At 53.1% G+C, this 25,241-nt stretch carries 26 protein-coding genes and 30 other annotated features; of the genes, 17 read left to right on the forward strand and 9 right to left on the reverse strand.

The window, feature by feature from the left end:
• Window positions 1-62 precede the first annotated feature (62 nt).
• Window positions 63-68, forward strand: a ribosome-binding site (putative RBS for ychN; RegulonDB:STMS1H001945).
• Window positions 63-433, forward strand: a protein-coding gene (gene ychN / locus STM1769) for a putative ACR protein (protein NP_460725.1). Within the gene, window positions 80-433 belong to an annotated coding region; the region does not span the whole gene. It overlaps the preceding feature by 6 nt.
• A 79-nt stretch (window positions 434-512) precedes the next feature.
• Here ychN and chaB read toward each other — a convergent pair.
• Window positions 513-752, reverse strand: a protein-coding gene (chaB, locus tag STM1770; RefSeq protein NP_460726.1) for a cation transport regulator. Within the gene, window positions 513-743 belong to an annotated coding region; the region does not span the whole gene.
• Window positions 747-752 (reverse strand) — a ribosome-binding site (putative RBS for chaB; RegulonDB:STMS1H001946). (Overlaps the previous gene by 6 nt.)
• Before the next feature lie 244 nt (window positions 753-996).
• Window positions 997-1,002 (forward strand) — a ribosome-binding site (putative RBS for chaA; RegulonDB:STMS1H001947).
• On the opposite strand from chaB, the gene chaA reads away from it, so the two are divergent.
• Window positions 997-2,110 (forward strand): CaCA family, sodium-calcium/proton antiporter gene (gene chaA / locus STM1771; RefSeq protein NP_460727.1). Within the gene, window positions 1,010-2,110 belong to an annotated coding region; the region does not span the whole gene. (Overlaps the previous feature by 6 nt.)
• A 53-nt stretch (window positions 2,111-2,163) precedes the next feature.
• On the opposite strand, the gene kdsA is transcribed toward chaA, so the two are convergent.
• The 6 genes from kdsA to hemA all read right to left on the reverse strand — a co-directional run bounded on the left by kdsA (window position 2,164) and on the right by hemA (window position 7,487).
• Window positions 2,164-3,029 (reverse strand): 3-deoxy-D-manno-octulosonic acid 8-P synthetase gene (gene kdsA, locus STM1772; protein NP_460728.1). Within the gene, window positions 2,164-3,018 belong to an annotated coding region; the region does not span the whole gene.
• Window positions 3,024-3,029: a ribosome-binding site (putative RBS for kdsA; RegulonDB:STMS1H001948), on the reverse strand. Its footprint overlaps the gene before it by 6 nt.
• 26 nt (window positions 3,030-3,055) lie before the next feature.
• The gene (ychA, locus tag STM1773) for a putative transcriptional regulator (protein NP_460729.1) occupies window positions 3,056-3,877 on the reverse strand. Within the gene, window positions 3,056-3,865 belong to an annotated coding region; the region does not span the whole gene.
• Window positions 3,869-4,325 (reverse strand): regulator of invasion genes gene (gene sirC / locus STM1774; protein NP_460730.1). Within the gene, window positions 3,869-4,258 belong to an annotated coding region; the region does not span the whole gene. Before sirC ends, ychA begins: the two co-directional genes overlap by 9 nt.
• Window positions 3,872-3,877: a ribosome-binding site (putative RBS for ychA; RegulonDB:STMS1H001949), on the reverse strand. It overlaps the preceding gene by 6 nt.
• Window positions 4,255-5,096, reverse strand: a protein-coding gene (gene hemK, locus STM1775) for a putative protoporphyrinogen oxidase (protein ID NP_460731.1). Within the gene, window positions 4,255-5,088 belong to an annotated coding region; the region does not span the whole gene. Before hemK ends, sirC begins: the two co-directional genes overlap by 71 nt.
• Window positions 4,269-4,274 (reverse strand) — a ribosome-binding site (putative RBS for sirC; RegulonDB:STMS1H001950). It overlaps the preceding gene by 6 nt.
• Window positions 4,301-4,309: a -10 signal (putative -10_signal for sirC; RegulonDB:STMLTH004509), on the reverse strand.
• Window positions 4,317-4,325, reverse strand: a -35 signal (putative -35_signal for sirC; RegulonDB:STMLTH004509).
• The gene (gene prfA, locus STM1776; RefSeq protein ID NP_460732.1) for a peptide chain release factor RF-1 occupies window positions 5,088-6,188 on the reverse strand. Within the gene, window positions 5,088-6,170 belong to an annotated coding region; the region does not span the whole gene. The genes hemK and prfA overlap by 9 nt, the downstream gene beginning before the upstream one ends.
• Window positions 5,091-5,096 (reverse strand) — a ribosome-binding site (putative RBS for hemK; RegulonDB:STMS1H001951). It overlaps the preceding gene by 6 nt.
• Window positions 6,183-6,188 (reverse strand) — a ribosome-binding site (putative RBS for prfA; RegulonDB:STMS1H001952). Its footprint lies within the gene prfA.
• 22 nt (window positions 6,189-6,210) lie before the next feature.
• The gene (gene hemA, locus STM1777; protein NP_460733.1) for a glutamyl tRNA reductase occupies window positions 6,211-7,487 on the reverse strand. Within the gene, window positions 6,211-7,467 belong to an annotated coding region; the region does not span the whole gene.
• Window positions 7,482-7,487: a ribosome-binding site (putative RBS for hemA; RegulonDB:STMS1H001953), on the reverse strand. Its footprint overlaps the gene before it by 6 nt.
• A 276-nt stretch (window positions 7,488-7,763) precedes the next feature.
• Window positions 7,764-7,769, forward strand: a ribosome-binding site (putative RBS for lolB; RegulonDB:STMS1H001954).
• Between hemA and lolB the strand changes: the two genes are divergently transcribed.
• The 4 genes from lolB to ychM all read left to right on the forward strand — a co-directional run bounded on the left by lolB (window position 7,764) and on the right by ychM (window position 12,275).
• The gene (lolB, locus tag STM1778) for an outer membrane lipoprotein (protein NP_460734.1) occupies window positions 7,764-8,404 on the forward strand. Within the gene, window positions 7,781-8,404 belong to an annotated coding region; the region does not span the whole gene. (Overlaps the previous feature by 6 nt.)
• Window positions 8,389-8,394 (forward strand) — a ribosome-binding site (putative RBS for ipk; RegulonDB:STMS1H001955). It overlaps the preceding gene by 6 nt.
• The gene (gene ipk / locus STM1779) for an isopentenyl monophosphate kinase (protein NP_460735.1) occupies window positions 8,389-9,252 on the forward strand. Within the gene, window positions 8,401-9,252 belong to an annotated coding region; the region does not span the whole gene. Before lolB ends, ipk begins: the two co-directional genes overlap by 16 nt.
• A gap of 197 nt (window positions 9,253-9,449) precedes the next feature.
• Window positions 9,450-9,458, forward strand: a -35 signal (putative -35_signal for prsA; RegulonDB:STMLTH004510).
• Window positions 9,450-10,465 (forward strand): phosphoribosylpyrophosphate synthetase gene (gene prsA, locus STM1780; protein ID NP_460736.1). Within the gene, window positions 9,518-10,465 belong to an annotated coding region; the region does not span the whole gene. Its footprint overlaps the feature before it by 9 nt.
• Window positions 9,474-9,482, forward strand: a -10 signal (putative -10_signal for prsA; RegulonDB:STMLTH004510). Its footprint overlaps the gene before it by 9 nt.
• Window positions 9,506-9,511 (forward strand) — a ribosome-binding site (putative RBS for prsA; RegulonDB:STMS1H001956).
• 148 nt (window positions 10,466-10,613) lie before the next feature.
• Window positions 10,614-12,275 carry a putative SulP family transport protein gene (ychM, locus tag STM1781; protein NP_460737.3) on the forward strand — a complete coding sequence of 554 codons (1,662 nt, stop codon included), beginning with the start codon at window positions 10,614-10,616 and terminating at the stop codon, window positions 12,273-12,275.
• 44 nt (window positions 12,276-12,319) lie between these two features.
• On the opposite strand, the gene ychH is transcribed toward ychM, so the two are convergent.
• Window positions 12,320-12,608 (reverse strand): putative inner membrane protein gene (gene ychH, locus STM1782; protein ID NP_460738.1). Within the gene, window positions 12,320-12,598 belong to an annotated coding region; the region does not span the whole gene.
• Window positions 12,603-12,608 (reverse strand) — a ribosome-binding site (putative RBS for ychH; RegulonDB:STMS1H001957). (Overlaps the previous gene by 6 nt.)
• Window positions 12,609-12,849: 241 nt before the next feature.
• Here ychH and pth point away from each other — a divergent pair.
• Both pth and ychF read left to right on the forward strand, forming a co-directional pair.
• Window positions 12,850-13,458, forward strand: a complete 609-nt coding sequence (gene pth, locus STM1783) for a peptidyl-tRNA hydrolase (protein ID NP_460739.3) — start codon at window positions 12,850-12,852, stop codon at window positions 13,456-13,458.
• Between the two features lie 101 nt (window positions 13,459-13,559).
• Window positions 13,560-13,565, forward strand: a ribosome-binding site (putative RBS for ychF; RegulonDB:STMS1H001958).
• Window positions 13,560-14,666, forward strand: a protein-coding gene (ychF, locus tag STM1784; protein NP_460740.1) for a putative GTP-binding protein. Within the gene, window positions 13,575-14,666 belong to an annotated coding region; the region does not span the whole gene. (Overlaps the previous feature by 6 nt.)
• A gap of 158 nt (window positions 14,667-14,824) precedes the next feature.
• On the opposite strand, the gene STM1785 is transcribed toward ychF, so the two are convergent.
• Window positions 14,825-16,095 (reverse strand): putative cytoplasmic protein gene (locus STM1785; protein NP_460741.1). Within the gene, window positions 14,825-16,090 belong to an annotated coding region; the region does not span the whole gene.
• Window positions 16,090-16,095 (reverse strand) — a ribosome-binding site (putative RBS for STM1785; RegulonDB:STMS1H001959). It overlaps the preceding gene by 6 nt.
• Window positions 16,096-16,521: 426 nt before the next feature.
• Window positions 16,522-16,530, forward strand: a -35 signal (putative -35_signal for STM1786; RegulonDB:STMLTH004511).
• On the opposite strand from STM1785, the gene STM1786 reads away from it, so the two are divergent.
• The 9 genes from STM1786 (at window position 16,522) to STM1794 (ending at window position 24,944) form a co-directional block, all read left to right on the forward strand.
• Window positions 16,522-17,703, forward strand: a protein-coding gene (locus STM1786) for a hydrogenase-1 small subunit (protein NP_460742.1). Within the gene, window positions 16,585-17,703 belong to an annotated coding region; the region does not span the whole gene. (Overlaps the previous feature by 9 nt.)
• Window positions 16,549-16,557 (forward strand) — a -10 signal (putative -10_signal for STM1786; RegulonDB:STMLTH004511). (Overlaps the previous gene by 9 nt.)
• Window positions 16,565-16,570: a ribosome-binding site (putative RBS for STM1786; RegulonDB:STMS1H001960), on the forward strand.
• Window positions 17,686-17,691 (forward strand) — a ribosome-binding site (putative RBS for STM1787; RegulonDB:STMS1H001961).
• Window positions 17,686-19,493, forward strand: a protein-coding gene (locus STM1787) for a hydrogenase-1 large subunit (RefSeq protein NP_460743.1). Within the gene, window positions 17,700-19,493 belong to an annotated coding region; the region does not span the whole gene. The genes STM1786 and STM1787 overlap by 18 nt, the downstream gene beginning before the upstream one ends.
• 5 nt (window positions 19,494-19,498) lie before the next feature.
• Window positions 19,499-19,504 (forward strand) — a ribosome-binding site (putative RBS for STM1788; RegulonDB:STMS1H001962).
• The gene (locus STM1788) for a putative Ni/Fe-hydrogenase 1 b-type cytochrome subunit (protein ID NP_460744.1) occupies window positions 19,499-20,243 on the forward strand. Within the gene, window positions 19,512-20,243 belong to an annotated coding region; the region does not span the whole gene. (Overlaps the previous feature by 6 nt.)
• Window positions 20,229-20,234, forward strand: a ribosome-binding site (putative RBS for STM1789; RegulonDB:STMS1H001963). Its footprint overlaps the gene before it by 6 nt.
• Window positions 20,229-20,836 (forward strand): putative hydrogenase maturation protease gene (locus tag STM1789; RefSeq protein ID NP_460745.1). Within the gene, window positions 20,240-20,836 belong to an annotated coding region; the region does not span the whole gene. The genes STM1788 and STM1789 overlap by 15 nt, the downstream gene beginning before the upstream one ends.
• Window positions 20,810-20,815: a ribosome-binding site (putative RBS for STM1790; RegulonDB:STMS1H001964), on the forward strand. It overlaps the preceding gene by 6 nt.
• Window positions 20,810-21,230, forward strand: a protein-coding gene (locus tag STM1790) for a putative thiol-disulfide isomerase and thioredoxin (RefSeq protein ID NP_460746.1). Within the gene, window positions 20,826-21,230 belong to an annotated coding region; the region does not span the whole gene. The genes STM1789 and STM1790 overlap by 27 nt, the downstream gene beginning before the upstream one ends.
• Window positions 21,213-21,218 (forward strand) — a ribosome-binding site (putative RBS for STM1791; RegulonDB:STMS1H001965). Its footprint overlaps the gene before it by 6 nt.
• Window positions 21,213-22,075 (forward strand): putative hydrogenase-1 protein gene (locus STM1791; RefSeq protein NP_460747.1). Within the gene, window positions 21,227-22,075 belong to an annotated coding region; the region does not span the whole gene. Before STM1790 ends, STM1791 begins: the two co-directional genes overlap by 18 nt.
• Window positions 22,076-22,138: 63 nt before the next feature.
• Window positions 22,139-22,144, forward strand: a ribosome-binding site (putative RBS for STM1792; RegulonDB:STMS1H001966).
• Window positions 22,139-23,694, forward strand: a protein-coding gene (locus STM1792) for a putative cytochrome oxidase, subunit I (RefSeq protein ID NP_460748.1). Within the gene, window positions 22,150-23,694 belong to an annotated coding region; the region does not span the whole gene. It overlaps the preceding feature by 6 nt.
• Window positions 23,694-23,699, forward strand: a ribosome-binding site (putative RBS for STM1793; RegulonDB:STMS1H001967). It overlaps the preceding gene by 1 nt.
• Window positions 23,694-24,842, forward strand: a protein-coding gene (locus STM1793) for a putative cytochrome oxidase, subunit II (RefSeq protein NP_460749.1). Within the gene, window positions 23,706-24,842 belong to an annotated coding region; the region does not span the whole gene. Its footprint overlaps the feature before it by 6 nt. Before STM1792 ends, STM1793 begins: the two co-directional genes overlap by 1 nt.
• A gap of 7 nt (window positions 24,843-24,849) precedes the next feature.
• Window positions 24,850-24,855: a ribosome-binding site (putative RBS for STM1794; RegulonDB:STMS1H001968), on the forward strand.
• Window positions 24,850-24,944, forward strand: a protein-coding gene (locus STM1794; protein ID NP_460750.1) for a putative periplasmic protein. Within the gene, window positions 24,855-24,944 belong to an annotated coding region; the region does not span the whole gene. (Overlaps the previous feature by 6 nt.)
• Window positions 24,945-25,241: the final 297 nt, after the last annotated feature.

The following is a 25,241-nucleotide window of genomic DNA, read 5'->3' on the forward strand; positions in this document are numbered from 1 at the left end:
CCACGCATTTGGCGGTACCCGGTTCCCGAGGTAACATAACGCCATTGCCGACAAAATTTCTCAAGGAGAAGGGTTATCCATGCAAAATATCGTCATTATCGCTAACGGCGCCGCCTACGGCAGCGAATCATTATTTAATAGCCTGCGTCTGGCCATTGCGCTGCGCGAGCAGGAAAGCCATCTCGATTTACGCCTGTTTTTGATGTCAGATGCCGTAACCGCAGGGTTACGCGGTCAAAAACCAGCCGAAGGCTACAATATTCAGCAAATGCTGGAAATTCTGACCGCGCAAAACGTACCGGTAAAATTATGCAAAACCTGTGCGGACGGACGTGGTATCACTCCCCTGCCGCTGATTGACGGTGTGGAAATCGGAACGCTGGTCGAGCTGGCGCAATGGACGCTGGCAGCGGACAAAGTGCTGACATTTTGAATCTGTACGCGGGAAAAGCTCCCGCGTCAGGATAGACTTCCGGCAAGAAAATCAGGCTAACACGCGAGTAATACCGCGTTTATTTTTTCTTATGCCATTTATCATCCTCGCCTTTTTCATAATCGTTTTTAACCGCCGCCCAGGCGACTTTGTGTGCGGTTTCCTCGCGGCTGGCGTCATCACGACGATCGGCTTTATCTTTATATTGCTCCCAGGCGCTATTAAACGCTTCTTTGTAAATGTCCTGGGCATGGGCTGGAAGAACATTCCGCACATTATCGGGTAAATCACTTTTGGCTTTATACGGCATCAGCGCCTCCGTCTTCAGGGAAAACATTAAGTGTGGTAAACAATGCGTTATTACGCCAGTCGAGGAGGATTTTTGCTTTTTACGGAAATTAACTTTTTGTTATTTAAACACTGTTAAAACAAGATGCTTGTTTTACTGACCTTGAAAGAAAAAAATCGTCTACGCCGTAAAACTACGTAAAAAACCACTAAAAAAATACAAATTTCTGCTATTTTTACCTTCTTTACTCTTTCCAAAATATTAACACCTGCACAAGGGAGACCCTCATGACACATGCCTGTGAGGCGGTGAAAACCCGCCATAAGGAGACTTCGCTTATTTTCCCGGTTCTTGCGCTGGTAGTGCTGTTCCTTTGGGGAAGCAGCCAGTCACTACCAGTGGTTATTGGCATCAATATCCTTGCACTTATTGGTATTTTAAGCAGCGCATTTAGCGTGGTCCGTCATGCCGATGTATTAGCGCATCGACTCGGCGAACCCTATGGATCGCTTATTTTAAGCCTGTCCGTCGTTATTCTTGAGGTGAGTTTAATTTCCGCGCTGATGGCTACCGGCGATGCTGCGCCAACGCTTATGCGCGATACGCTCTACTCTATTATTATGATTGTCACCGGGGGACTGGTCGGTTTCTCGTTGTTGTTGGGCGGGCGTAAATTCGCAACGCAATATATGAATTTATTTGGGATTAAGCAGTATCTTATCGCGCTGTTTCCGCTAGCGATTATTGTGCTGGTTTTTCCAATGGCATTGCCGCAAGCCAATTTCTCTACCGGTCAGGCATTATTGGTCGCGTTAATTTCCGCCGCGATGTACGGCGTATTTTTGTTGATTCAAACCAAAACGCACCAGAGCTTATTTATCTATGAACATGAAGATGAAGGCGATGATGACAATCCACACCACGGTAAACCCTCCGCGCACAGTAGCGGCTGGCATACGGTCTGGTTACTCATTCATTTAATTGCGGTCATTGCCGTTACCAAAATGAATGCCAGCCCGCTGGAGGCGTTGCTGACCAGCATGAACGCCCCGGTCGCCTTTACCGGTTTCCTGGTCGCGCTGTTAATTCTCTCGCCGGAAGGACTGGGCGCGCTGAAGGCGGTACTGAATAATCAGGTTCAGCGGGCAATGAATCTGTTCTTCGGATCGGTGTTGGCGACGATTTCATTAACCGTGCCGGTCGTCACGCTCATCGCCTGGGCGACAGGTAATGATCTGGTGTTTGGTTTAGGCGCGCCGGAAATGGTAGTGATGGTGGCCTCGTTAGTGCTGTGCCATATTTCGTTCTCTACCGGACGCACCAACGTGCTAAACGGCGCGGCGCATCTGGCTTTATTTGCCGCCTATCTGATGACGATTTTTGCCTGATATAAAAAAGCCGGATAGTATCTTATCCGGCCTACACAAGCTAAAAACCGCAATCAGTTCTCGGTATCCAGCTCGTCGAAGCTTTTCACCAAATCATCAATCGCTTTTATCTGGGTCAGGAACTGCTCCAGTTTCGCCAGCGGCAGCGCGGAAGGACCGTCGCACTTCGCGTTAGCCGGGTCCGGATGCGACTCCAGGAACAGGCCCGCCAGACCGACAGCCATACCGGCGCGCGCCAGCTCGGTCACCTGACCACGACGACCGCCAGAGGCGGCGCCAAATGGGTCGCGGCATTGCAGCGCGTGGGTGACGTCGAAAATCACTGGCGAGTTGCCGGAGACCTTTTTCATCACGCTAAAGCCCAGCATATCCACCACCAGGTTGTCATAGCCGAAGTTCGCGCCGCGGTCGCACAGAATCACCTTATCGTTACCGCCCTCATGGAACTTATCCACAATATTGCCCATCTGACCCGGGCTTACGAACTGCGGCTTTTTCACGTTAATCACAGCGCCGGTTTTCGCCATCGCTTCCACCAGGTCGGTCTGGCGCGCCAGAAACGCCGGGAGCTGAATCACGTCAACCACATCAGCAACAGGCTGCGCCTGGCTGGCTTCATGGACGTCAGTGATCACTTTTACGCCAAATGTCTGCTTGAGTTCCTGGAAGATTTTCATCCCTTCTTCCAGACCCGGCCCACGGTAAGAGTGAATAGAGGAACGGTTGGCTTTATCAAAAGAGGCCTTGAACACGTAAGGAATACCCAGCTTCTGGGTAACGGTTACGTAGTGCTCACAAATGCGCATTGCCAGATCGCGTGACTCCAGCACGTTCATACCGCCAAACAGCACAAACGGCAGGTCATTTGCCACCTTAATGTCGCCAATGTTAACCACTTTTTGTTTCATAGGATCGCCTTACACTTATAGGTAAAATGTCGGTTAATTAATGTAGAACAATTTGCTTGTGCGCAATGGTGTTGATCTGCGCACGAATCATTTCGCTGATCGGGTCTTCCGGACACTGTTCAACGAAGTAGCTTAAATCAGTCAGCGCAACGTGTTCACACTCAAGCTGCGCGTAGATCAACCCGCGGTCACGGATTTCGTAAGGATCTTCCGGGTTAAATTGCAACAATGCTTCGCTAACGCGCAGCGCCAGCTCCATTTGCCGTTCCTCCATCAGCGAGGATTTCAGCGTATCCAGTAGCTTACGAATCACTTCGGCGTTATCCGCTTCGTCCAAATCTTCATTAAACAACTCGGCGACCGGACTAATATTGCCTTTTAACCAGACTTCCAGAGTATGTTCATCAAGCGTTTCACCGTTGAACGGGTTAATCAGCCACATTTCCCCTTCCAGCGATTCAATACGCAAAATCAACTGCGTTGGGAAGATAACGGGCACCAACGGCAAATCAAGACGGTTTGCTATCCATAATAAAATAGCGCCCAACGATACCGCGCTCCCCTGGCGTTTTTTCAGGACTTTATCGAGCCATAAAGCATCAGAAAGACGGTAGACGCCGCGGGAATCCGTGAACCCCCACTCGCCGTAAAAAAGTGCCAGCAATTTTTCCAGTTGCTCATCCTGAGACAGGAGCTGGCTAATTTCTTCCTGCGCCAGACTGACCAGACGTTCCAGTTCGTCGTAGACAAACTGCGTGGGAAAATCCAGGCGAATCATCTCTGATGCCAGGATCATGCCATCACACAGCGGCGCATTGTTAAATTCGAAATCAGCTAACGACCTCATGACTTACCCCAGTAACGGTATTTTTGTGGTGGCGAGTTTAATGATGATGTACAGCACCACCAGCGCCAGCGGGAAAGCGATAAAACGCGCCTGCTGGCTGCGCGCCTGACGATAATCAAGCGCAATAAAACCCAAAACGATGTAGATGATAACGCCAAACAGTTTTTCAGTCAGCCATGAGCCCGACTCCGTGAATGGCAGGATGTGCGTTTTAACGATTAACCCAATACCGCTAAGCAGTAACAGGGTATCTATGACGGGAGGCACGATTCGTGTCCAGCGCGCGGCGGCCAACGCATGGCCGCAATAGCGCCACCAGTAACGAGCGACAAACAAACTGACGGAGAGCGCAACACAGATAAGATGAAGCGTGAGCAACATTGCAATTGTCATGGCGTAAAACGTCCGCAGGTCACGCGTTCATTACCACCATAATCACGACACGTTTCTACATCCGAGTAACCAGACCGCCTGAAAACCGCTCTTACCGCTTCGCCCTGCTGCCAACCGTGTTCCAGCAGCAGGAAGCCGCCGGGCGTTAACATCTGGCGGGCGTTATCGATAATATGCGTAAGATCCGCCATACCGTTTTCGTCCGCCACCAACGCTGAGCGCGGTTCAAAGCGTACATCGCCTTCGCTAAGGTGCGGGTCCTGCGCGTCAATGTAGGGCGGATTGCTGACAATCATGTCGAACTGCTGCCCCGATAGCGCGCTGAACCAACAACTTTGCAGTATACGCACATTCCGGATAGCCAAATGTTCCGCGTTGCGTATCGCCAGCGCAACCGCATCAGGCATACGATCGACCGCAGTCACCTCGCAATCCGGTCGCTCGCAGGCCAGCGCCAGCGCAATCGCGCCGGTTCCGGTGCCTAAATCCAGAATACGACAGGTTTTTACCGGCAATCGCGCCAACGCCTGTTCCACCAGACATTCGGTATCCGGGCGCGGGATTAGCGTGGCGGGAGAAACGAAGAGCGGCAGCGACCAGAATTCGCGTAAGCCCGTCAGGTACGCAATAGGTTCGCCCTGTTTACGCCGCTGCAGCAGGTCCGCGAGCTGTTGTTGCTGGACGTCGGTAAGCGGCGTTTCGCCAAAGGCCATGATATACGTCCGCCCCTTGCCCGTAACGTACTCTAGCAGGATCTCGGCGTCGCGCCGGGGGCTGTCGCTGTCCCGGAGCTGGTTTACCGCCTCATGCAGCCAGTGCTGAAAATCCATTATTCCTGCTCGGATAAGGCGGCTAACAGGTCAGCCTGGTGTTCCTGAACAATCGGCTCAATCAGCATATCCAGCTTACCTTCCATCGTTTCATCAAGGCGATATAACGTCAGATTAATACGATGATCGGTCACGCGCCCCTGCGGGAAATTATAGGTCCGGTTACGATCGCTGCGATCGCCGCTGCCAAGCAGATTGCGTCGCGTTGACGCCTCGGCCTGCTGGCGTTTTGCCGTTTCGGCGGCGTGAATGCGCGCCCCGAGCACCGAGAGCGCTTTCGCTTTGTTTTTATGCTGCGAACGCTCGTCCTGGCATTCCACCACGATGCCGGTCGGCAAGTGGGTAATACGGATAGCGGAGTCGGTGGTGTTAACGTGCTGACCGCCCGCGCCGGAAGAACGAAACGTATCAATGCGCAGATCCGCCGGGTTAATATCCGGCAGCTCGGCTTCCGGCAGCTCCGGCATCACGGCGACGGTACAGGCGGAGGTATGGATACGCCCCTGCGACTCGGTCGCCGGAACACGCTGTACGCGGTGTCCGCCGGACTCAAATTTCAGTCGGCCATACACGCCGTCGCCGCTGATTTTGGCGATGATCTCTTTATAACCGCCATGCTCGCCTTCGCTCATGCTCATGATCTCCACGCGCCAGCGGCGCGCTTCGGCATAACGACTGTACATGCGGAACAGATCGCCGGCAAACAGCGCGGCTTCGTCGCCGCCGGTACCGGCGCGAACCTCAAGGAACGCGTTTCGTTCATCGTCCGGATCTTTCGGCAGCAGCAGTACCTGTAACTGTTGCTCCAGTTGTTCGCTTTTTTCTTTCGCTTCGCGCAGTTCTTCCTGCGCCATTTCTCGCATTTCAGGATCGTCGAGCATCATCTGAGCCGTCTCGATATCGTCCTGAACCTGTTGCCAGTCCGTAAAACAGCGAGAAACGTCGCTTAATTGCGCATATTCGCGCGACAATGCGCGAAAGCGGTCCTGGTCGGCGATAATTCCCGCATCGCCCAGCAACGCCTGAACTTCCTCATGGCGTTCGTGCAGGGCTTCCAGTTTGGCAACGATAGAAGGCTTCATAGGCGTAAATTCACCCTGTAAAAAAGTGTGGTGTGTGCTGCTACTCCAGCCCGAGGCTGTCGCGCAGAATATTCAGGCGTTCGTCATCCCCGTCACGGGCAGCCTGTTGAAGTGATTTCGTTGGCGCATGAATCAGGCGGTTGGTCAGTTTCCATGCCAGATCCTGCAAGATGGCTTGCGCATCACCGCCCTGTTGAAGGGCCGACAGCGCTTTGGTAGTCAGTTCGTCACGAATCTGCTCCGACTGACTACGGTATTCCCGAATGGTCTCGCTGGCCCCCTGGGCGCGTAGCCAGGCCATAAACTCGCTGGCTTCCTGCTCAACAATCGTTTCCGCTTCTACTGCCGCAGCCTGACGCTGCGCCAGATTATGCGAAATGATGCTCTGTAAATCATCGACGCTATAAAGATAAGCGTTCGCCAGTTTGCCGACTTCCGGTTCAACGTCGCGCGGTACGGCAATATCCACCAGCAGCATCGGCTGGTTGCGACGGCTTTTTAATGCGCGCTCCACCATGCCTTTACCGATAATCGGCAGCGGGCTGGCGGTCGAACTGATAATAATATCGGCATCCTGCAAACGGGCGTCGATATCGCTGAGCGAGATAACCTCAGCGCCTACCTCATCCGCCAGGGCTTGCGCGCGCTCGCGGGTTCGGTTGGCGATAATCATCTTTTGTACTTTATGCTCGCGCAGGTGACGCGCCACCAGTTCAATGGTTTCGCCCGCGCCAACTAACAGTACGGTGACCGTCGAGAGCGATTCAAAGATTTGGCGGGCGAGCGTACAGGCGGCAAACGCGACGGAGACGGCGCTAGCGCCGATATCGGTTTCAGTCCGCACTCGCTTAGCGACGGAAAAAGACTTCTGAAACATTCGCTCCAGCGCGCTGGCGTTAAGGTGGCCTTTTTGCGAATCCGCAAACGCTTTTTTCACCTGACCGAGGATTTGCGGTTCGCCCAGCACCAGTGAATCCAGACCGCTGGCGACGCGCATCAGGTGGCTGACGGCGTCATTGTCCTGATGCCAGTACAGACTGTTGCGCAGATCGTCCTCGTTCAGGTTATGGTAATCGCATAACCAGCGGATCAGCGCTTCTTGCAGGTTATCCTGCTCTTCCACGCTCAGATACAGCTCTGTACGGTTACAGGTTGACAGCACGACCCCGCCCTGCACCATTGGCTGCGCAAGCAGGCTGTCCAGCGCCTGATCAAGCGTGTCCGGCGAAAACGTTACGCGTTCTCGCAGCGATACAGGTGCCGTTTTATGGTTAATACCGAGCGCTAAAAGGGTCATGTCTGCGGGAGTAGTACCAGCGTTGATATGGTTAGTCTGCTTGCATCATACAGGATGCGCGTGGTCAATAAAAGAGAGAGCCCCCTTTTGGAGTAATTGGCAGCGCTCGCTAATTTGATGATTTAAGACAACTTGAAAGTAGACGATGTCACCAGGCGGCGCTAGCATTAAAGGCTATAACTGTAACCGATAGCAAAAATTTGCCGAATCGCGGCGCGAACGTTTTTACAGCCTGCAGGTTCAGTTTTCAGGCCTGATAAGCGTAACGCCATCAGGCAATTATTGCACCGTATCACAAGGATTCGTCATCACTATGACCCTGCCCGATTTTCGCCTGATTCGTCTACTGCCGTTAGCAAGCCTGGTTCTCACCGCCTGTACGCTTCCTGGGCATAAAGGCCCGGGCAAGAGCCCGGATTCCCCTCAGTGGCGCCAGCATCAGCAAGAGGTGCGTCATCTGAATCAATACCAGACGCGCGGCGCCTTTGCTTACATCTCAGATGATCAGAAAGTCTATGCGCGTTTCTTCTGGCAACAGACCGGACAGGATCGCTATCGCCTGCTGCTCACCAATCCGCTGGGCAGCACCGAGCTGGAGCTTAACGCCCAGCCGGGCAACGTTCAGTTGGTGGATAACAAAGGCCAGCGTTATACCGCCGATGACGCCGAAGAGATGATCGGCAAACTCACCGGGATGCCGATTCCGTTAAACAGCCTGCGGCAGTGGATCCTCGGTCTGCCTGGCGATGCCACCGACTACAAACTGGACGACCAGTATCGCCTGAGCGAAGTGAACTATCGCCAGGATGGTAAAAACTGGAAAGTGGTTTACGGTGGCTATGACAGCAAAACGCAGCCTGCCATGCCTGCCAATATGGAGCTTTCAGACGGCAGTCAGCGCATTAAGCTGAAAATGGATAACTGGATTGTGAAATGATGACCCATTGGCCTTCTCCGGCAAAATTAAATCTGTTTTTATATATCACCGGACAGCGAGCAGACGGCTACCACACGCTGCAGACGCTGTTTCAGTTTCTGGATTATGGCGACACACTCCACATCGAACCGCGTCACGATGGCGAAATCCATTTATTAACGCCGGTTAACGGCGTTGAAAATGAAGACAATCTGATCGTCCGTGCCGCGCGGCTGTTGATGAAAGTCGCCTCGGAGAGTGGGCGCCTGCCCGCCGGAAGCGGTGCGGATATCAGCATTGAGAAGCGCCTTCCCATGGGCGGCGGTCTGGGCGGCGGCTCATCTAACGCCGCGACCGTTCTGGTGGCGCTCAATCATCTTTGGCAATGCGGGCTTTCCATTGATGAACTGGCGACGCTCGGCCTGACGCTCGGCGCCGACGTCCCGGTCTTTGTTCGTGGCCACGCCGCGTTTGCCGAAGGCGTAGGCGAAATATTAACGCCGGTGAATCCGCCGGAAAAATGGTATCTGGTCGCGCACCCTGGCGTAAGCATTCCCACACCGGTTATCTTTAAAGATCCTCAATTGCCGCGTAATACGCCAAAAAGGTCAATAGATACGTTACTAAAATGTGAATTCAGCAATGATTGCGAGGTTATCGCAAGAAAACGTTTTCGCGAGGTTGATGCGGCGCTTTCCTGGCTGTTAGAATACGCGCCGTCGCGCCTGACTGGGACAGGGGCCTGTGTCTTTGCTGAATTCGATACAGAGTCTTGTGCTCGCCAGGTGCTTGAGCAAGCCCCGGAATGGCTCAATGCTTTTGTGGCGAAGGGTGTCAACCTCTCCCCATTGCATCGAGAGTTACTCTAACGCATTCGGGTTTCAGGAAGATGGCGAAATGACGAGTCGCCGGTCATATATGCCGTATTTGACCGGTGTGAGGCATCGATACCAGCGCACATGAAACGTGAATGAAGACGAGTAAGCCGGGCAAGCTGAGCTTCGGTGACAACGTCACCTTGTTCCAGACGTTGCATCGCGCTCTTTAATACACCGCCTGGATAGGATTTTGCCTGGCCCGCACAGTTTTCGGCAGATTCTTTCCACCAATGGACGCATGCCTGAGGTTCTTCTCGTGCCTGATATGAAGCTTTTTGCTGGTAACGCTACCCCGGAACTAGCACAACGTATTGCCAACCGCCTGTACACTTCTCTCGGCGACGCCGCCGTAGGTCGCTTTAGCGACGGCGAAGTCAGCGTACAAATCAACGAAAATGTACGCGGTGGTGATATTTTCATCATCCAGTCCACTTGTGCCCCAACCAACGACAACCTGATGGAATTGGTCGTTATGGTTGATGCCCTGCGTCGTGCTTCCGCAGGTCGTATCACCGCCGTTATCCCCTACTTTGGCTATGCACGTCAGGACCGTCGCGTACGTTCCGCCCGTGTGCCGATTACCGCAAAAGTTGTCGCTGACTTCCTGTCCAGCGTCGGCGTTGACCGCGTTCTCACCGTAGATCTGCATGCTGAACAGATCCAGGGCTTCTTTGACGTTCCGGTTGATAACGTGTTCGGTAGCCCAATCCTGCTCGAAGATATGCTGCAACTGAATCTGGATAACCCGATCGTGGTTTCCCCGGATATTGGCGGCGTGGTTCGTGCCCGCGCTATCGCTAAGCTGCTGAACGATACCGATATGGCTATCATTGATAAACGTCGTCCGCGCGCGAACGTTTCTCAGGTGATGCACATCATCGGCGACGTCGCTGGCCGTGACTGCGTGCTGGTTGATGATATGATCGATACCGGCGGTACTCTGTGCAAAGCAGCAGAAGCATTGAAAGAACGTGGCGCTAAACGCGTGTTTGCCTACGCGACGCACCCGATCTTCTCAGGCAATGCGGCAAACAACCTGCGCAACTCCGTCATTGATGAAGTCGTTGTCTGCGACACCATTCCGCTGACCGACGAAATCAAAGCGCTGCCGAACGTGCGTACCTTGACCCTGTCAGGTATGCTGGCCGAAGCGATTCGCCGTATCAGCAACGAAGAATCGATTTCCGCCATGTTCGAGCATTGATCGAACCCGGATCTGAAACCCGCTGCGGCGGGTTTTTTTGTCTGTAACACCCTTTTGTATGACTTATGCCTCCTTCACCTGCCATTTAGTTGACAGATGATGCGCTCATGGATGAAACATTATTGTGAACAAATTATTTTCCTCACATGTGATGCCTTTCCGCGCTCTCATCGATGCTTGCTGGAAAGAAAAATATACCGCCTCCCGGTTCACCCGTGATGTGATAGCCGGGATCACCGTCGGGATTATTGCTATCCCGCTGGCGATGGCGCTGGCAATTGGCAGTGGCGTTGCGCCGCAGTATGGCCTCTATACCTCCGCTGTCGCCGGGATCGTGATCGCGCTAACCGGCGGCTCGCGCTTTAGCGTTTCCGGCCCTACCGCCGCGTTTGTGGTGATTTTGTATCCGGTATCGCAACAGTTTGGTCTGGCGGGCCTACTGGTCGCCACGCTGATGTCGGGCTTCTTCCTGATCCTTTTCGGCCTGGCGAGACTGGGGCGATTGATTGAATATATCCCGGTGTCGGTCACGTTGGGTTTTACCTCAGGGATTGGTATTACCATCGGTACCATGCAGATTAAAGATTTTCTTGGTCTGCAGATGGCCCATGTGCCAGAGCACTATTTGCAGAAAGTCGGCGCGCTGTTTATGGCGTTGCCCACCGTCAATATTGGCGATGCCGCCATTGGCGTGGTAACGCTGGGAACGTTGATTTTCTGGCCGCGTCTCGGTATTCGTCTGCCAGGACATCTTCCCGCGCTGCTGGCTGGTTGCGCCGTGATGGGGATCGTTAATCTGCTGGGCGGCAATGTGGCGACTATCGGCTCACAGTTCCATTATGTTCTGGCTGACGGCACTCAGGGCAACGGCATCCCGCAGCTCCTGCCGCAACTGATGCTGCCGTGGAGTCTTCCTGGCTCCGATTTCACGCTAAGCTGGGATTCACTGCGCGCGCTGCTGCCAGCGGCCTTCTCGATGGCAATGCTGGGGGCAATCGAATCATTGCTCTGCGCCGTCGTGCTGGACGGCATGACCGGCACCAAACATAAAGCTAACAGCGAACTTATCGGCCAGGGGCTGGGGAATATGGTCGCGCCGTTCTTTGGCGGCATCACCGCCACCGCCGCGATTGCCCGCTCTGCCGCCAACGTCCGCGCTGGCGCGACCTCTCCCATCTCGGCGGTAATTCACGCTATCCTGGTCATTCTGGCGCTACTGGTCTTGGCCCCGCTACTCTCCTGGCTGCCGCTTTCCGCGATGGCGGCGCTACTGCTGATGGTGGCATGGAATATGAGTGAAGCCCATAAAGTGGTGGATCTGTTACGCCATGCGCCGAAAGACGACATTATCGTTATGCTGCTGTGCATGTCATTAACGGTTCTGTTTGATATGGTCATCGCCATCAGCGTGGGGATTGTCCTTGCTTCCCTGCTGTTTATGCGCCGTATTGCGCGTATGACTAGACTTGCGCCGGTCAATGTCGATGTGCCTGATGATGTGCTGGTGCTGCGTGTTATCGGTCCGCTCTTTTTCGCCGCGGCGGAAGGGCTGTTTACCGACCTTGAGTCACGTATTAAGGGCAAACGTATCGTCGTTCTGAAATGGGACGCAGTACCAGTGCTGGATGCAGGCGGGCTTGATGCTTTTCAGCGTTTTGTGAAGCGTCTGCCGGAAGGTTGCGAATTGCGTATCAGTAACCTGGAGTTCCAACCGCTGCGCACAATGGCGCGTGCCGGTATCAAACCTATTCCTGGGCGTCTGACCTTCTTCCCGAACAGGACGGAGGCGTTAGCGGATTTACTCAGTTAATGGACAATGCCCGGTGGCGATAACGCTTACCGGGCCTGAACCGGTTAGCTATGACGACGATTGTCGTTACGGCGGCAACGTTTGTCATAGTGACGTACCCACCAATATTTGTCGCTCACCTGCTCATGCCCCCCTACACGAGCCCCCGCCAGCCAAAGAACTGCACCGACAAAAATGCTCAGTATTGCGCCATGCGCAAAAAATTGCGGCAAATTAAACTGCGGCAGTTGGTTTAAAATAGAGTAACCCACGCCGACAACCATCACGACCAGCCCCAACCCCATCAGCACGTTACCGAATAACGAAGCGTTTTTGCGTTTCATATGTCACCTCCGGAACTTTTGGGTTGTTTTTAGGAAATCCCCCTAAACTTTATGTGTAAAGTATAGACAACACTTTCGTTTGTAAGTGCGGGTGCGATCACAAATGTAAAGTTTCATTTAACAAAACTTTACAAATAACACACTGAACAGTTTACATTTTTAATAATCAATGCTGGCAATTATTTAATTTACTTCAGAGTGTCGCTGTGTTTTGTCAAGCGGGCAGACAGACAGTAAACTACGCGCCAGTTATGGATCTACTCAGGACAAAAAACGTGGCAATTAAATTGATTGTTGGTCTGGCGAATCCCGGTGCGGAATATGCCGCGACGCGACACAATGCAGGCGCATGGTACGTCGATTTACTGGCGGAGCGCCTGCGCGCGCCGTTGCGTGAAGAGCCTAAATTCTTTGGCTATACCTCACGCATCACGCTGGAAGGGGAAGATGTTCGCCTGCTGGTACCCACCACGTTCATGAACCTCAGTGGTAAAGCAGTTGGCGCAATGGCCAGTTTTTACCGTATTCAGCCGGACGAAATTTTGGTCGCTCACGACGAGCTGGATCTCCCTCCGGGCGTCGCGAAATTTAAACTTGGCGGCGGCCACGGCGGCCACAATGGTCTGAAAGACATCATCAGCAAGCTGGGCAATAATCCCAACTTTCACCGATTACGCGTTGGAATTGGTCATCCAGGCGATAAAAATAAAGTTGTTGGTTTCGTGCTGGGTAAACCCCCTGTTTCTGAACAAAAATTAATTGATGAGGCCATTGACGAAGCGGCACGCTGTACGGAATTGTGGTTCAAAGAGGGTCTGGCCAAAGCAACAAGCCGTTTGCATACCTTTAAGGCGCAATAACCAGTGATGTGCGGCATTTTTGCCGCACGCCGTGTATAATAGGCGAAGTTATTTCCATTTCTGCAATCTGTTTTCTATAACAGGTTGATTATTAAGATATTAAGGTGAGTTAAATCATGGGATTCAAATGCGGTATCGTCGGTCTGCCCAACGTCGGGAAATCCACCCTGTTCAACGCGCTGACAAAAGCCGGTATTGAAGCGGCAAACTTTCCGTTCTGCACTATCGAACCGAATACCGGTGTCGTGCCGATGCCCGATCCGCGTCTGGACCAGTTGGCTGAGATTGTTAAACCGCAACGCATTCTACCAACCACGATGGAGTTCGTGGATATCGCCGGTCTGGTAAAAGGCGCGTCCAAAGGCGAAGGGTTGGGTAACCAGTTCCTGACCAATATCCGTGAAACTGAAGCTATCGGTCACGTGGTTCGCTGCTTTGAGAACGACAATATCATCCATGTGGCGGGTAAAGTAAACCCGGCAGAAGATATTGATGTTATCAATACCGAACTGGCGCTGGCTGACCTCGATACCTGCGAGCGCGCTATCCATCGCGTACAGAAGAAAGCCAAAGGCGGCGATAAAGACGCCAAAGCGGAACTGGCCGCGCTGGAAAAATGCCTGCCGCACCTGGCCGAAGCGGGGATGCTGCGTTCGCTGGACCTGACGGACGAAGATAAAGCGGCTATCCGTTATTTAAGCTTCCTGACGCTGAAGCCGACAATGTATATCGCTAACGTCAATGAAGACGGTTTTGAAAATAACCCGTATCTGGACCAGGTTCGCGAAATCGCCGCCAAAGAAGGTTCGGTCGTGGTTCCGGTGTGTGCCGCCGTCGAAGCTGATATTGCTGAGCTGGATGATGACGAGCGCGACGAATTTATGGCTGAACTGGGTCTGGAAGAGCCGGGGCTGAACCGCGTTATTCGCGCTGGTTATCGCCTGCTGAACCTCCAGACCTACTTCACCGCCGGGGTGAAAGAGGTTCGCGCATGGACTATTCCGGTTGGCGCAACCGCGCCGCAGGCAGCAGGTAAAATCCATACCGACTTCGAAAAAGGCTTTATCCGCGCCCAAACTATCGCTTTTGACGACTTTATTACCTATAAAGGTGAACAAGGCGCGAAAGAAGCCGGTAAGATGCGAGCGGAAGGCAAAGATTATATCGTTAAAGATGGCGATATAATGAACTTCCTGTTCAACGTCTAAATAAAATTTGTTGTCTCGTGAGGTTTTGCTGAATCTCATAAGAGGCAAAGAAAGTCATAAAATCCACGCAGCCGCGTGGATTTTTTATTTCATAATATCTCAACTCATACTGACAGGCTCAATTAACGCAGAGCTAACAGGGTAAGTTCTTTTCTTAATTACCAGTCGACATTCACTGTATGGTTATAAAAAGGATGCTGATCCTTTAGCGGCGTCTCATAACTTGGGATCGCATCATAATCATCTTTTCCCCGAACGGAATACCTTCCCGCTTCGATATCAAAACGATGTTTGAGCCATCCCGCAACATGACTTGCGAAAGCCTCTTTTCTTCTTAATGGCCAATCGACAGAAGCCAAATTAACATCTAATAAGTACCGCCCTTCTTTATTAACCTTGATCATTCCAGCCTGCAGTAACGCCCGTACCACCTGGGATTGGTTATCATGAATCCAGACCCAGGCATTTCCAAATTCCATTGCATAACTATCATTTAAAAAATCTTTTTTTGAATATAATTCACTTACATAATCATTGATAGAGTCAGCATAATTTTTTACTTTAGATGCAGATAAATCAAAAAAAGATTCAAATTCGAAAGTATTGTCATTAATACAGGACAGTAACGCACCCGGTTCCGAGAGCTGGGTCCATGATTGTAAACTCTCTACAGCTATAATGAATTTGAAAGTATTTCTTCCAATGACACCCCGGTCAATTAAAGTTAAAATATCGTGAGCTACGGTAGGGATATCTTCTGCAAACGGGACGATTATCCCCGCACCACTTATTTCGCTTGATCTAAAATCAAATCCTGGGGTACTTTCAATGTTTTCCGGAATACCATACTCTTTAATATGATTAAGGAAATTATTAATATCGCCACGATATGGCCATCGCCATTCACGTTCATGTGTCCAGTCAATCTTACCTGGAACATAAGTAACATATCTATATTGTTCAATCAAAGGAAGAGCCGTTTCATCAAGAATACGTTCCCCGTTTCTGCCTTGCGAGCATCGAGCATTGTTATGCTGATCCAACCCATATATGACTGGCCTTGCCCCATAATTAAACATTTGCTCTTTAGGTAAAACGATTGCATATAAACCGATTTTTTCATTTCGTTCTAATCGGCGAACACCAGTCTCTAAATAAGCTGCAATCGGCATATCTGTAAAGCATACCACCGGGGAGTCACCATATACGGTTCGTTGCCCATTTCGGTATGACCAGGACGAGAAAATTTTATGACTGCGTAAAGATAATCGAAGTAAATATTTAGCATCAATGAAACATGCGTGGTGCTGATTATTAAAACCACAGTGCTCAGGCAAATAAATATGGCTACCGGTCTCTAAATTAACGTCCCGAAAAAAATGAATCAAATAATCGGATAAGTCAAATCTGATGTTATTTTTCATGGGACGCCCTCTTTCAAACAGTCTCTTTTTTGCATTCCTTTAAAACCAGCATCACTATTTTATATAAAAATCATCACGAAGTATGCTTCTTTTAACGATGACCTCAAATCCTCCCCCCTTTTGCATCAACTTACGCATCCCTGAAATGGCGAGAACAGGCTAAATCTACCCGAGGTCACTCGCTAAAAACCTCATCCTGGAACAAGCTCAACCGCCCTTCCCCGCTACGGCCCTTTCGCCGAAAAACCGATAATGGGTATAAATATACCGCTATAAGCTATACCCACACACTTCACATTGTTTCTTATCGTTAATCCGATACGCTTTTTTCACATTATTTCTGGCGGTATACGCCGGTGCAAAGTGAATCGGGCTCGTTTCCGCGCTCGCGCGTAACACAATGATTTACCTTGCTGGCGGAACGTCAACGGACCCGCAAAAGCGCCTTATGCCCCTGGCGGAGCGTGGTGCAAAAAGGAGAAAAAATACGCGTTATGAATAACGAGGAGACCTTTTATCAAGCCATGCGTCGTAAGGGAGTGACCCGACGCAGCTTTCTCAAATTCTGTAGCCTTGCCGCCACATCGCTGGGACTGGGCGCCGGAATGACGCCAAAGATCGCCTGGGCGCTGGAGAATAAACCGCGAATTCCGGTGGTCTGGATTCATGGACTGGAATGCACCTGCTGTACCGAATCCTTTATCCGTTCCTCGCACCCGCTAGCCAAAGATGTGATCCTCTCGCTGATTTCCCTTGATTATGACGACACCCTGATGGCCGCCGCCGGCGCACAGGCCGAAGAAGTCTTTGACGATATTACCACTCGCTACGCCGGGAAATACATTCTGGCGGTGGAAGGCAATCCGCCGTTAGGAGAGCAAGGAATGTTCTGTATCAGCGGTGGCCGCCCGTTTATTGAAAAACTGAAGAAAGCCGCCGCGGGCGCCAGCGCTATTATCGCCTGGGGAAACTGCGCCTCCTGGGGTTGCGTCCAGGCCGCCCGCCCCAATCCGACCCAGGCAACGCCTATCGATAAAGTGATCACCGACAAGCCGATCGTGAAAGTCCCTGGATGTCCGCCAATCCCGGATGTCATGAGCGCCATTATCACCTATATGGTGACGTTTGATCGTCTGCCGGAACTCGATCGCATGGGCCGTCCACTGATGTTCTATGGTCAGCGTATCCACGATAAATGCTACCGCCGCGCCCATTTTGACGCCGGTGAATTTGTCGAGAGCTGGGATGATGACGCCGCCCGCAAGGGATACTGCCTGTACAAGATGGGCTGTAAAGGGCCAACCACCTATAACGCCTGCTCCTCCACACGCTGGAATGACGGCGTCTCCTTTCCTATCCAGTCCGGTCACGGATGTCTGGGATGCTCAGAAAATGGTTTCTGGGATCGCGGCTCGTTTTATAGCCGCGTGGTGGATATTCCCCAGATGGGTACCCATTCAACCGCCGATACGGTGGGGCTGACCGCGCTGGGCGTGGTCGCGGCGGGCGTTGGCGGTCACGCTGTCGCCAGCGCGCTCAACCAACGTAAACGCCACAAACAACAGTTAGCGCAAGCCGAACAACAGCCGGACAATGAGGATAAACAGGCATGAGTAACCAGTATCAAACCCAGGGTTATACCGTTAACGACGCCGGCCGTCGTCTGATCGTGGACCCGATTACCCGCATCGAAGGGCATATGCGCTGCGAAGTGAACATTGATGAGCAAAACGTCATTACCAATGCCGTTTCCTGCGGCACAATGTTCCGCGGGCTGGAGATCATTCTGCAAGGCCGTGACCCGCGTGACGCCTGGGCGTTTGTTGAACGTATTTGTGGTGTATGTACCGGGGTACATGCTCTGGCATCGGTGTACGCTATCGAAGATGCGATTGGTATCCAGGTGCCGGATAACGCCAATATTATACGTAACATCATGCTGGCTACGTTGTGGTGTCACGATCATCTGGTCCATTTTTATCAGTTAGCCGGTATGGACTGGATTGATGTTCTGAATGCGCTGAAAGCCGATCCGCGCGCCACCTCGCAGTTGGCGCAAAGCCTTTCCGCCTGGCCGATGTCATCGCCGGGCTACTTCTTTGACGTACAAAATCGATTAAAGAAATTTGTCGATGGCGGTCAGCTTGGGATATTCCGTAACGGCTATTGGGGACATCCACAGTACAAATTGTCGCCAGAGGCTAATCTGATGGGCTTTGCCCACTATCTTGAAGCCCTCGACTTCCAGCGCGAGATCGTCAAAATCCATACCATATTTGGCGGTAAGAACCCCCATCCTAACTGGATCGTTGGCGGGATGCCGTGCGCGATCAATCTCGATCAAAGCGGCGCGGTCGGGGCTATCAATATGGAGCGCCTCAACCTGGTGCAGTCGATCATCACCCGCACCGCCGACTTTATTAACAACGTGATGGTTCCGGACGCGCTGGCTATCGGCCAGTTCAATAAAGCATGGAGTCAAATTGGCACCGGTCTGTCGGATAAATGCGTGCTGAGCTACGGCGCATTTCCGGACATTGCCAACGACTTCAGCCAGCAAAGCCTGTTAATGCCGGGCGGCGCGGTGATCAATGGCGATTTTAAAAATGTTATGCCGGTAGATTTGGCCGATCCGCAGCAGATACAGGAGTTTGTGGATCACGCCTGGTACCGCTATCCGGACGATCGGCTGGGCCGTCATCCTTTTGACGGCATTACCGATCCCTGGTACAACCCGGGTGATGTCAAAGGCAGCGATACGCATATCCAGCAGCTCAACGAGCAGGAACGCTACTCCTGGATTAAAGCGCCGCGCTGGCGGGGTCATGCCATGGAAGTCGGCCCGCTTGCCCGAACGCTTATCGCGTATCACAAAGGGGATGCCGCCACCATAGAGTCGGTAGATCGCATGATGTCTGCCCTTAAACTGCCGCTCTCCGGTATCCAGTCTACGCTTGGCCGTATTTTATGCCGCGCGCACGAAGCGCAATGGGCCGTCGGTAAGCTGCAGTATTTTTTCGACAGGCTTATGACCAACCTGAAAAACGGCGACCTGGCCACCGCCAATACCGAGAAATGGGAACCGGCCAGTTGGCCGCAGCACTGCCGCGGCATCGGTTTTACCGAAGCGCCTCGTGGAGCGTTGGGACACTGGGCGTCAATCCGCGATCAGAAGATTGAACTCTATCAGTGCGTGGTCCCCACCACCTGGAACGCCAGCCCGCGCGATCCTAAAAAACAGATCGGCGCCTATGAAGCGGCATTGATGGGAACGCAAATGGCGATTCCCGACCAACCGTTAGAAATCCTGAGGACGCTGCACAGCTTCGACCCCTGCCTCGCCTGTTCAACCCACGTGCTCGGCGACGACGGCAGCGAACTGATTGCCGTCCAGGTACGCTAAGCGTTAAGGAAAAGAACGATGACTGGAAAGCTATCTCCACGCGTCGGGGAGGCGCGTGATACTGCCGTCAGCCACTATGTGTTTGAAGCGCCGGTACGCCTGTGGCACTGGCTAACGGTGGCCTGCATGTTGGTACTGATGGTAACAGGCTACTTCATTGGCCGGCCCTTGCCGTCGGTGAGTGGCGAGGCGACCTATCTGTTTTACATGGGCTATATCCGGCTGATCCACTTTGCCGCCGCGATGATCTTTACCGTGTTACTGCTGGGGCGAATTTATTGGGCCTGTGTCGGCAACCGCTATTCACGAGAGCTGTTTATTGTCCCGGTCTGGCGTCGTAGTTGGTGGCAAGGCGCTTTCACCGTGGTCCGCTGGTATCTGTTTCTGGAGAAAAAACCGGGGAGCGACATCGGACATAACCCTGTCGCGCAGGCCGCGATGTTCGGCTATTTCCTGTTGTCGGTATTTATGATCCTCACCGGTTTCGCTCTGTTTGGCGAGCATAGCCAGTACGCCATCTTTGCGCCGTTCCGCTATGTGGTTGAATTTTTCTACTGGACCGGCGGCAACTCCATCGATATTCACAGTTGGCACCGACTGGGCATGTGGCTGATCGCCGCCTTCATCGTCGGGCACGTTTACCTCGCTATCCGGGAAGACATTATGTCCGACGATACGGTGATCTCCACCATGATCAATGGCTATCGCAGCCATAAATTCCCCAAACCGCACGACAAGGAGCCCTCATGAATGCGCAACGCGTAGTGGTGATGGGGTTAGGAAACCTGCTGTGGGCCGATGAAGGATTCGGTATCCGGGTCGCGGAGCGTTTGTATGCCCGATATCACTGGCCTGAAGAGGTAGAAATTGTGGACGGCGGTACGCAAGGGCTAAACCTGTTAGGTTATGTTGAGCAAGCCAGCCATCTCCTGCTCCTTGACGCGATCGATTACGGCCTGGCGCCGGGCAGCCTGCGAACCTATGCCGGCGAGAAAATCCCCGCGTATCTCAGCGCCAAAAAAATGAGCCTGCATCAAAACAGTTTTTCCGAAGTTCTGGCGCTGGCCGACATCCGCGGGCATCTGCCCTGTCACATTGCGCTGGTCGGCCTGCAACCGGCGCTACTGGACGACTACGGCGGTAGCCTGAGCGAAATAGCTCGCAGCCAGCTACCGGCGGCAGAACAGGCCGCCCTGGCGCAACTGGCCGCCTGGGGGATCGTGCCGCAGGCAAATGAGGTCGCACGCTGCCTGAACTATAAATGCCTGTCGATGGAAAATTATGAGGGAGTGCGCATACGTCAGTATCAGACACGTCTGGAGGGCAAAAGAAGTGGCGAATGACACCCCGTTCTCTGCGCTATGGCAACGCCTGTTAACCCGTGGATGGCAACCGGTAGAGGCTTCTACGGTAGACGACTGGATCAAACGGGTTGGAGATGGCGTCATCCTGTTAAGTAGCGATCCGCGGCGTACGCCGGAAGTCAGCGATAACCCGGTGATGATTGCCGAACTCCTGCGTGAGTTCCCGCAGTTTGACTGGCAGGTGGCGGTGGCCGACCTTGAACAAAGCGAAGCTATCGGCGATCGCTTTAATGTACGTCGGTTTCCGGCGACGTTGGTTTTTACAGACGGCAAGCTACGCGGCGCGCTCAGCGGCATTCATCCCTGGGCTGAACTGCTCACGCTGATGCGTTCGATAGTTGACACTCCCGCAGCGCAGGAGACAGTACAATGAGCAACGCCTTTTTTCATCTGCTGGGGCCAGGTACGCAGCCTGATGACGCCAGTTTCTCGATGAATCCCTTACCGCTCACCTGTCAGGTCAATGGCGACCCAAGTATGGCGGCGCTGGAGCGCTGCGCTCACAGCCCGGCGGTGATGGCATTGTTGACCGATCTGCGAGGTCAGCTTGCCCGGCGCATCCCGGAAGTCGGCGACGTGCTGGGATGGGAGTTATCTCCCCTGAATGCCGATGATCTCTCATTCCTCAATACGCTATTGGGCGAAGGCGAAGTCTCGGTACGCATTCAGCATCCGGACGGGAGTGAAAGCGAGATCCAGGAGACCATCTTCTGCGGCCTGTGGCGGGTACGCCATCTGCATAACCGACGTCTGCTGACGGATCGTCTGGAAGCGGGTAGCGCGCCCCTGACATTATGGCAAGCGGCGACTGCCGATACGCTGCCTGACGACTCTCTGCTGCCTCCGCCTGTCGCTGGCCTGATGAATGGACTGCCGCTGGCCCATGAATTATTGGCGCACGTACGCGATCCGGCGTTGCAACCACACAGCATCAATTTGACCCAACTGCCGCTCAGCGAGGCCGATCGTCTTTTTCTGGCGCGTTTATGCGGACACGGGAACATCCAGATTCGCATCTCCGGGTATGGCGAAAGCCAAATCAACGCCACAGCATTGCGCCATCTCTGGCATGTGCGCTGTCTGGACGCCCTTAAAGGGCCGTTGCTCGATAGCTATGAGATTTGTCCTTTGCCGGAGCTGGTACTGGCGGCCCCGGAAGATCTGGCCGATTCGCGCCAGCGCCTGGATGAAGTCTGCCGATGGCTGGAGACGCGCTAGCGCTCTCAACAGGAACGTCACCGGAGTCCGGTACTGATTAGCTTTTTACTCTCTTTCTGCCTACAGGAGTTAGCATGTGGGATGTCATTGACTTATCGCGCTGGCAGTTTGCGCTGACCGCGCTGTATCACTTTTTATTTGTTCCTCTTACGCTTGGGCTGATTTTTTTGCTGGCCGTCATGGAGACGATCTATGTGGTGACGGGGAAAACCGTCTACCGCGATATGACGCGTTTCTGGGGCAAGCTCTTCGGGATCAATTTTGCTCTCGGTGTGGCTACCGGCCTGACCATGGAGTTTCAGTTCGGGACTAACTGGTCGCTCTATTCCAACTATGTGGGCGATATCTTCGGCGCGCCGCTGGCGATGGAAGCGTTACTGGCCTTTTTTCTCGAATCCACTTTTGTCGGTCTGTTCTTTTTCGGCTGGCAGCGGCTGAATAAATACCAACACCTGCTGGTCACCTGGCTGGTGGCCTTCGGCTCCAATATTTCAGCATTATGGATTCTGAATGCCAATGGCTGGATGCAGTATCCTACCGGCGCTCATTTCAACATCGATACGTTACGGATGGAAATGAGCAGCTTCAGCGATCTGGTCTTTAACCCGGTGAGCCAGGTGAAATTCGTCCATACCGTCATGTCCGGTTATGTCACCGGCGCCATGTTTATTATGTCCATCAGCGCCTGGTATCTGCTACGTGGCCGCGAGCGTGAGGTGGCCTTGCGCTCGTTTGCTATCGGCTCAGTATTCGGCACCCTGGCCATTCTGGGAACCCTGCAACTGGGGGACAGTTCGGCCTACGAAGTCGCCCAAATTCAGCCGGTGAAACTGGCGGCGATGGAAGGCGAATGGCAAACCGAACCCGCGCCCGCGCCGTTTCATCTGATTGCCTGGCCGCAGCAGGAACAGGAGCGTAATGCATTTGCCGTGAAGATCCCTGCTCTGCTGGGTATTCTGGCCACCCATTCGCTGGATACACCGGTTCCGGGGTTAAAAAACCTGATGGACGACGCTCTGCCGCGCCTGAAGCGTGGCCGGGAGGCCTGGTTACTCATGAAGGAGATAGCGCAAGGCAATCGCTCGCCGCAGGTACTGAATGCGTTTCACGCCGTTGAGGGCGATCTGGGGTACGGCATTCTGCTGGCGAAATATGCCCCGGATATGAACCATGTGACGCCGGAGCAGTATCGTGCGGCCCAGCGTGGCGCTATTCCTCAGGTGGCGCCGGTGTTCTGGAGTTTCCGTATTATGGTCGGCTGCGGTTCGCTGCTGTTAGTGGTGATGTTGATTGCGTTGATACAGACGCTGCGAATGCGTATCGACCAGCATCGCTGGGTATTGCGTATGACGCTGTGGAGCCTGCCGTTACCGTGGATTGCCATTGAAGCCGGTTGGTTTATGACGGAGTTTGGCCGTCAGCCCTGGGCGATTCAGGACATTCTGCCGACCTGGTACGCTCACTCCGCGCTGACGCCGGGCCAGCTGGCCTTCTCAATGGGACTTATCCTCGGACTTTACACCCTGTTTTTAATCGCGGAAGTCTATCTGATGCAGAAGTACGCGCGTCTTGGGCCGAGCGCCATGCAACATCAACAACAAGCGCAACAACAGGGATAAAGGAGACAATCATGTTGGATTATGAAACGTTGCGGTTCATTTGGTGGCTGCTGATCGGCGTCATCCTGGTGGCATTTATGGTAACTGACGGGTTTGATATGGGTGTCGGTTGCCTGCTCCCGCTGATAGCGCGCAACGATGACGAACGCCGGGTATTGATCAATAGCGTGGGCGCCCACTGGGAAGGAAACCAGGTATGGTTGATTCTCGCGGGCGGGGCATTATTCGCCGCCTGGCCACGGGTCTATGCCGCCGCGTTTTCCGGTTTTTATGTGGCGATGATCCTGGTGCTGTGTGCCCTCTTCTTTCGCCCGCTGGCCTTTGATTATCGGGGAAAAATCGCCAATGCCCGCTGGCGCGCGCTGTGGGATACCGGTCTGGTTATCGGCAGCCTGGTTCCCCCAGTCGTATTCGGCATCGCGTTCGGCAACCTGTTTTTAGGCGTGCCGTTTGCCTTCACGCCGCAGCTTCATGTTGACTATTTTGGCACCTTCTGGCAGTTACTCTCGCCCTTTGCCCTACTGTGTGGATTATTGAGTCTGTCGTTGGTGATTATGCAAGGAGGCGTCTGGTTACAGTTGAAAACGGAGGGCGTTATTCGTCAACGGGCTCTGTCGGCCACCCGCTACAGCGCGCTGCTGATCGTGATCTGCTTCCTGCTGGCCGGTTACTGGCTGTGGGCCGGCGTTGATGGCTTTGTCTTGCTCACGCAGGATGCCAACGGCCCTTCCAATCCGCTCTTAAAAGGCGTGGCGATACTCCCTGGCGCATGGATGAACCACTTTATACGCTCGCCGCTACTGCTCATCATCCCGTTGCTCGGTATGATCCTGCCGATTCTGGCTTTCTATGCCTGCCTTCGCGGTCAGACTATTCGTGGATTTCTGTTCGCTTCCCTGACCCAGGCCTGCGTCATCTTTACCGCCGGCATAACGCTATTTCCTTTTGTGATGCCGTCGAGTGTTAGTCCTCTCTCCAGCCTGACGGTGTGGGACAGCACCTCCAGCCAGATGACGCTCGAAATCATGCTGGTGATTGTGCTGATTTTTCTGCCGATCGTACTGCTCTATACGCTATGGAGCTATTACAAAATGTTGGGGCGTATCAACCTGGGGACCCTCCGCCGCAACGATCATGAACTTTATTAGGGAGCGGGAGCGATGTGGTATTTACTGTGGTTTGTCGGCATTCTGCTGATGTGCTCACTGTCGACACTGGCGCTGGTATGGCTTGAGTCGCGTCAACAATAAAGAGGTAAACCGGGGTCAGCGCCGTCTGACTCCGGTTATTTTTATCTTTTTACGCGCCTGGTGAAGACGTTTCCCCGCCGACAGGACGACATAACATTGATACATGTCGTTATCATAACGTTTACTTTTAGAGGTGCGTCATAATTATGACAAATAGCCACCTTGCACATATTTCGCATATTTAAGCAATTAATTGCATAATTAGCAATATATCACCTCTTATAGCGGATAGTTAACCACTTCCCATCCAAAATCATAACGAAAATCCAACTGCCTGCCATTTTTGATCTGAGTTAA

It is taken from the genome of Salmonella enterica subsp. enterica serovar Typhimurium str. LT2 (assembly GCF_000006945.2).
Lineage (GTDB): Bacteria > Pseudomonadota > Gammaproteobacteria > Enterobacterales > Enterobacteriaceae > Salmonella > Salmonella enterica.

Bases quoted from the DNA above. Each gene is read 5' to 3' on its own strand.
- ychN (NP_460725.1), top strand. From the start codon at position 80: ATGCAAAATATCGTCATTATCGCTAACGGCGCCGCCTACGGCAGCGAA.
- chaB (NP_460726.1), bottom strand. From the start codon at position 743: ATGCCGTATAAAGCCAAAAGTGATTTACCCGATAATGTGCGGAATGTT.
- chaA (NP_460727.1), top strand. From the start codon at position 1,010: ATGACACATGCCTGTGAGGCGGTGAAAACCCGCCATAAGGAGACTTCG.
- kdsA (NP_460728.1), bottom strand. From the start codon at position 3,018: ATGAAACAAAAAGTGGTTAACATTGGCGACATTAAGGTGGCAAATGAC.
- ychA (NP_460729.1), bottom strand. From the start codon at position 3,865: ATGAGGTCGTTAGCTGATTTCGAATTTAACAATGCGCCGCTGTGTGAT.
- sirC (NP_460730.1), bottom strand. From the start codon at position 4,258: ATGACAATTGCAATGTTGCTCACGCTTCATCTTATCTGTGTTGCGCTC.
- hemK (NP_460731.1), bottom strand. From the start codon at position 5,088: ATGGATTTTCAGCACTGGCTGCATGAGGCGGTAAACCAGCTCCGGGAC.
- prfA (NP_460732.1), bottom strand. From the start codon at position 6,170: ATGAAGCCTTCTATCGTTGCCAAACTGGAAGCCCTGCACGAACGCCAT.
- hemA (NP_460733.1), bottom strand. From the start codon at position 7,467: ATGACCCTTTTAGCGCTCGGTATTAACCATAAAACGGCACCTGTATCG.
- lolB (NP_460734.1), top strand. From the start codon at position 7,781: ATGACCCTGCCCGATTTTCGCCTGATTCGTCTACTGCCGTTAGCAAGC.
- ipk (NP_460735.1), top strand. From the start codon at position 8,401: ATGATGACCCATTGGCCTTCTCCGGCAAAATTAAATCTGTTTTTATAT.
- ychH (NP_460738.1), bottom strand. From the start codon at position 12,598: ATGAAACGCAAAAACGCTTCGTTATTCGGTAACGTGCTGATGGGGTTG.
- pth (NP_460739.3), top strand. From the start codon at position 12,850: ATGGATCTACTCAGGACAAAAAACGTGGCAATTAAATTGATTGTTGGT.
- ychF (NP_460740.1), top strand. From the start codon at position 13,575: ATGGGATTCAAATGCGGTATCGTCGGTCTGCCCAACGTCGGGAAATCC.
- STM1785 (NP_460741.1), bottom strand. From the start codon at position 16,090: ATGAAAAATAACATCAGATTTGACTTATCCGATTATTTGATTCATTTT.
- STM1786 (NP_460742.1), top strand. From the start codon at position 16,585: ATGAATAACGAGGAGACCTTTTATCAAGCCATGCGTCGTAAGGGAGTG.
- STM1787 (NP_460743.1), top strand. From the start codon at position 17,700: ATGAGTAACCAGTATCAAACCCAGGGTTATACCGTTAACGACGCCGGC.
- STM1788 (NP_460744.1), top strand. From the start codon at position 19,512: ATGACTGGAAAGCTATCTCCACGCGTCGGGGAGGCGCGTGATACTGCC.
- STM1789 (NP_460745.1), top strand. From the start codon at position 20,240: ATGAATGCGCAACGCGTAGTGGTGATGGGGTTAGGAAACCTGCTGTGG.
- STM1791 (NP_460747.1), top strand. From the start codon at position 21,227: ATGAGCAACGCCTTTTTTCATCTGCTGGGGCCAGGTACGCAGCCTGAT.
- STM1792 (NP_460748.1), top strand. From the start codon at position 22,150: ATGTGGGATGTCATTGACTTATCGCGCTGGCAGTTTGCGCTGACCGCG.
- STM1793 (NP_460749.1), top strand. From the start codon at position 23,706: ATGTTGGATTATGAAACGTTGCGGTTCATTTGGTGGCTGCTGATCGGC.
- STM1794 (NP_460750.1), top strand. From the start codon at position 24,855: ATGTGGTATTTACTGTGGTTTGTCGGCATTCTGCTGATGTGCTCACTG.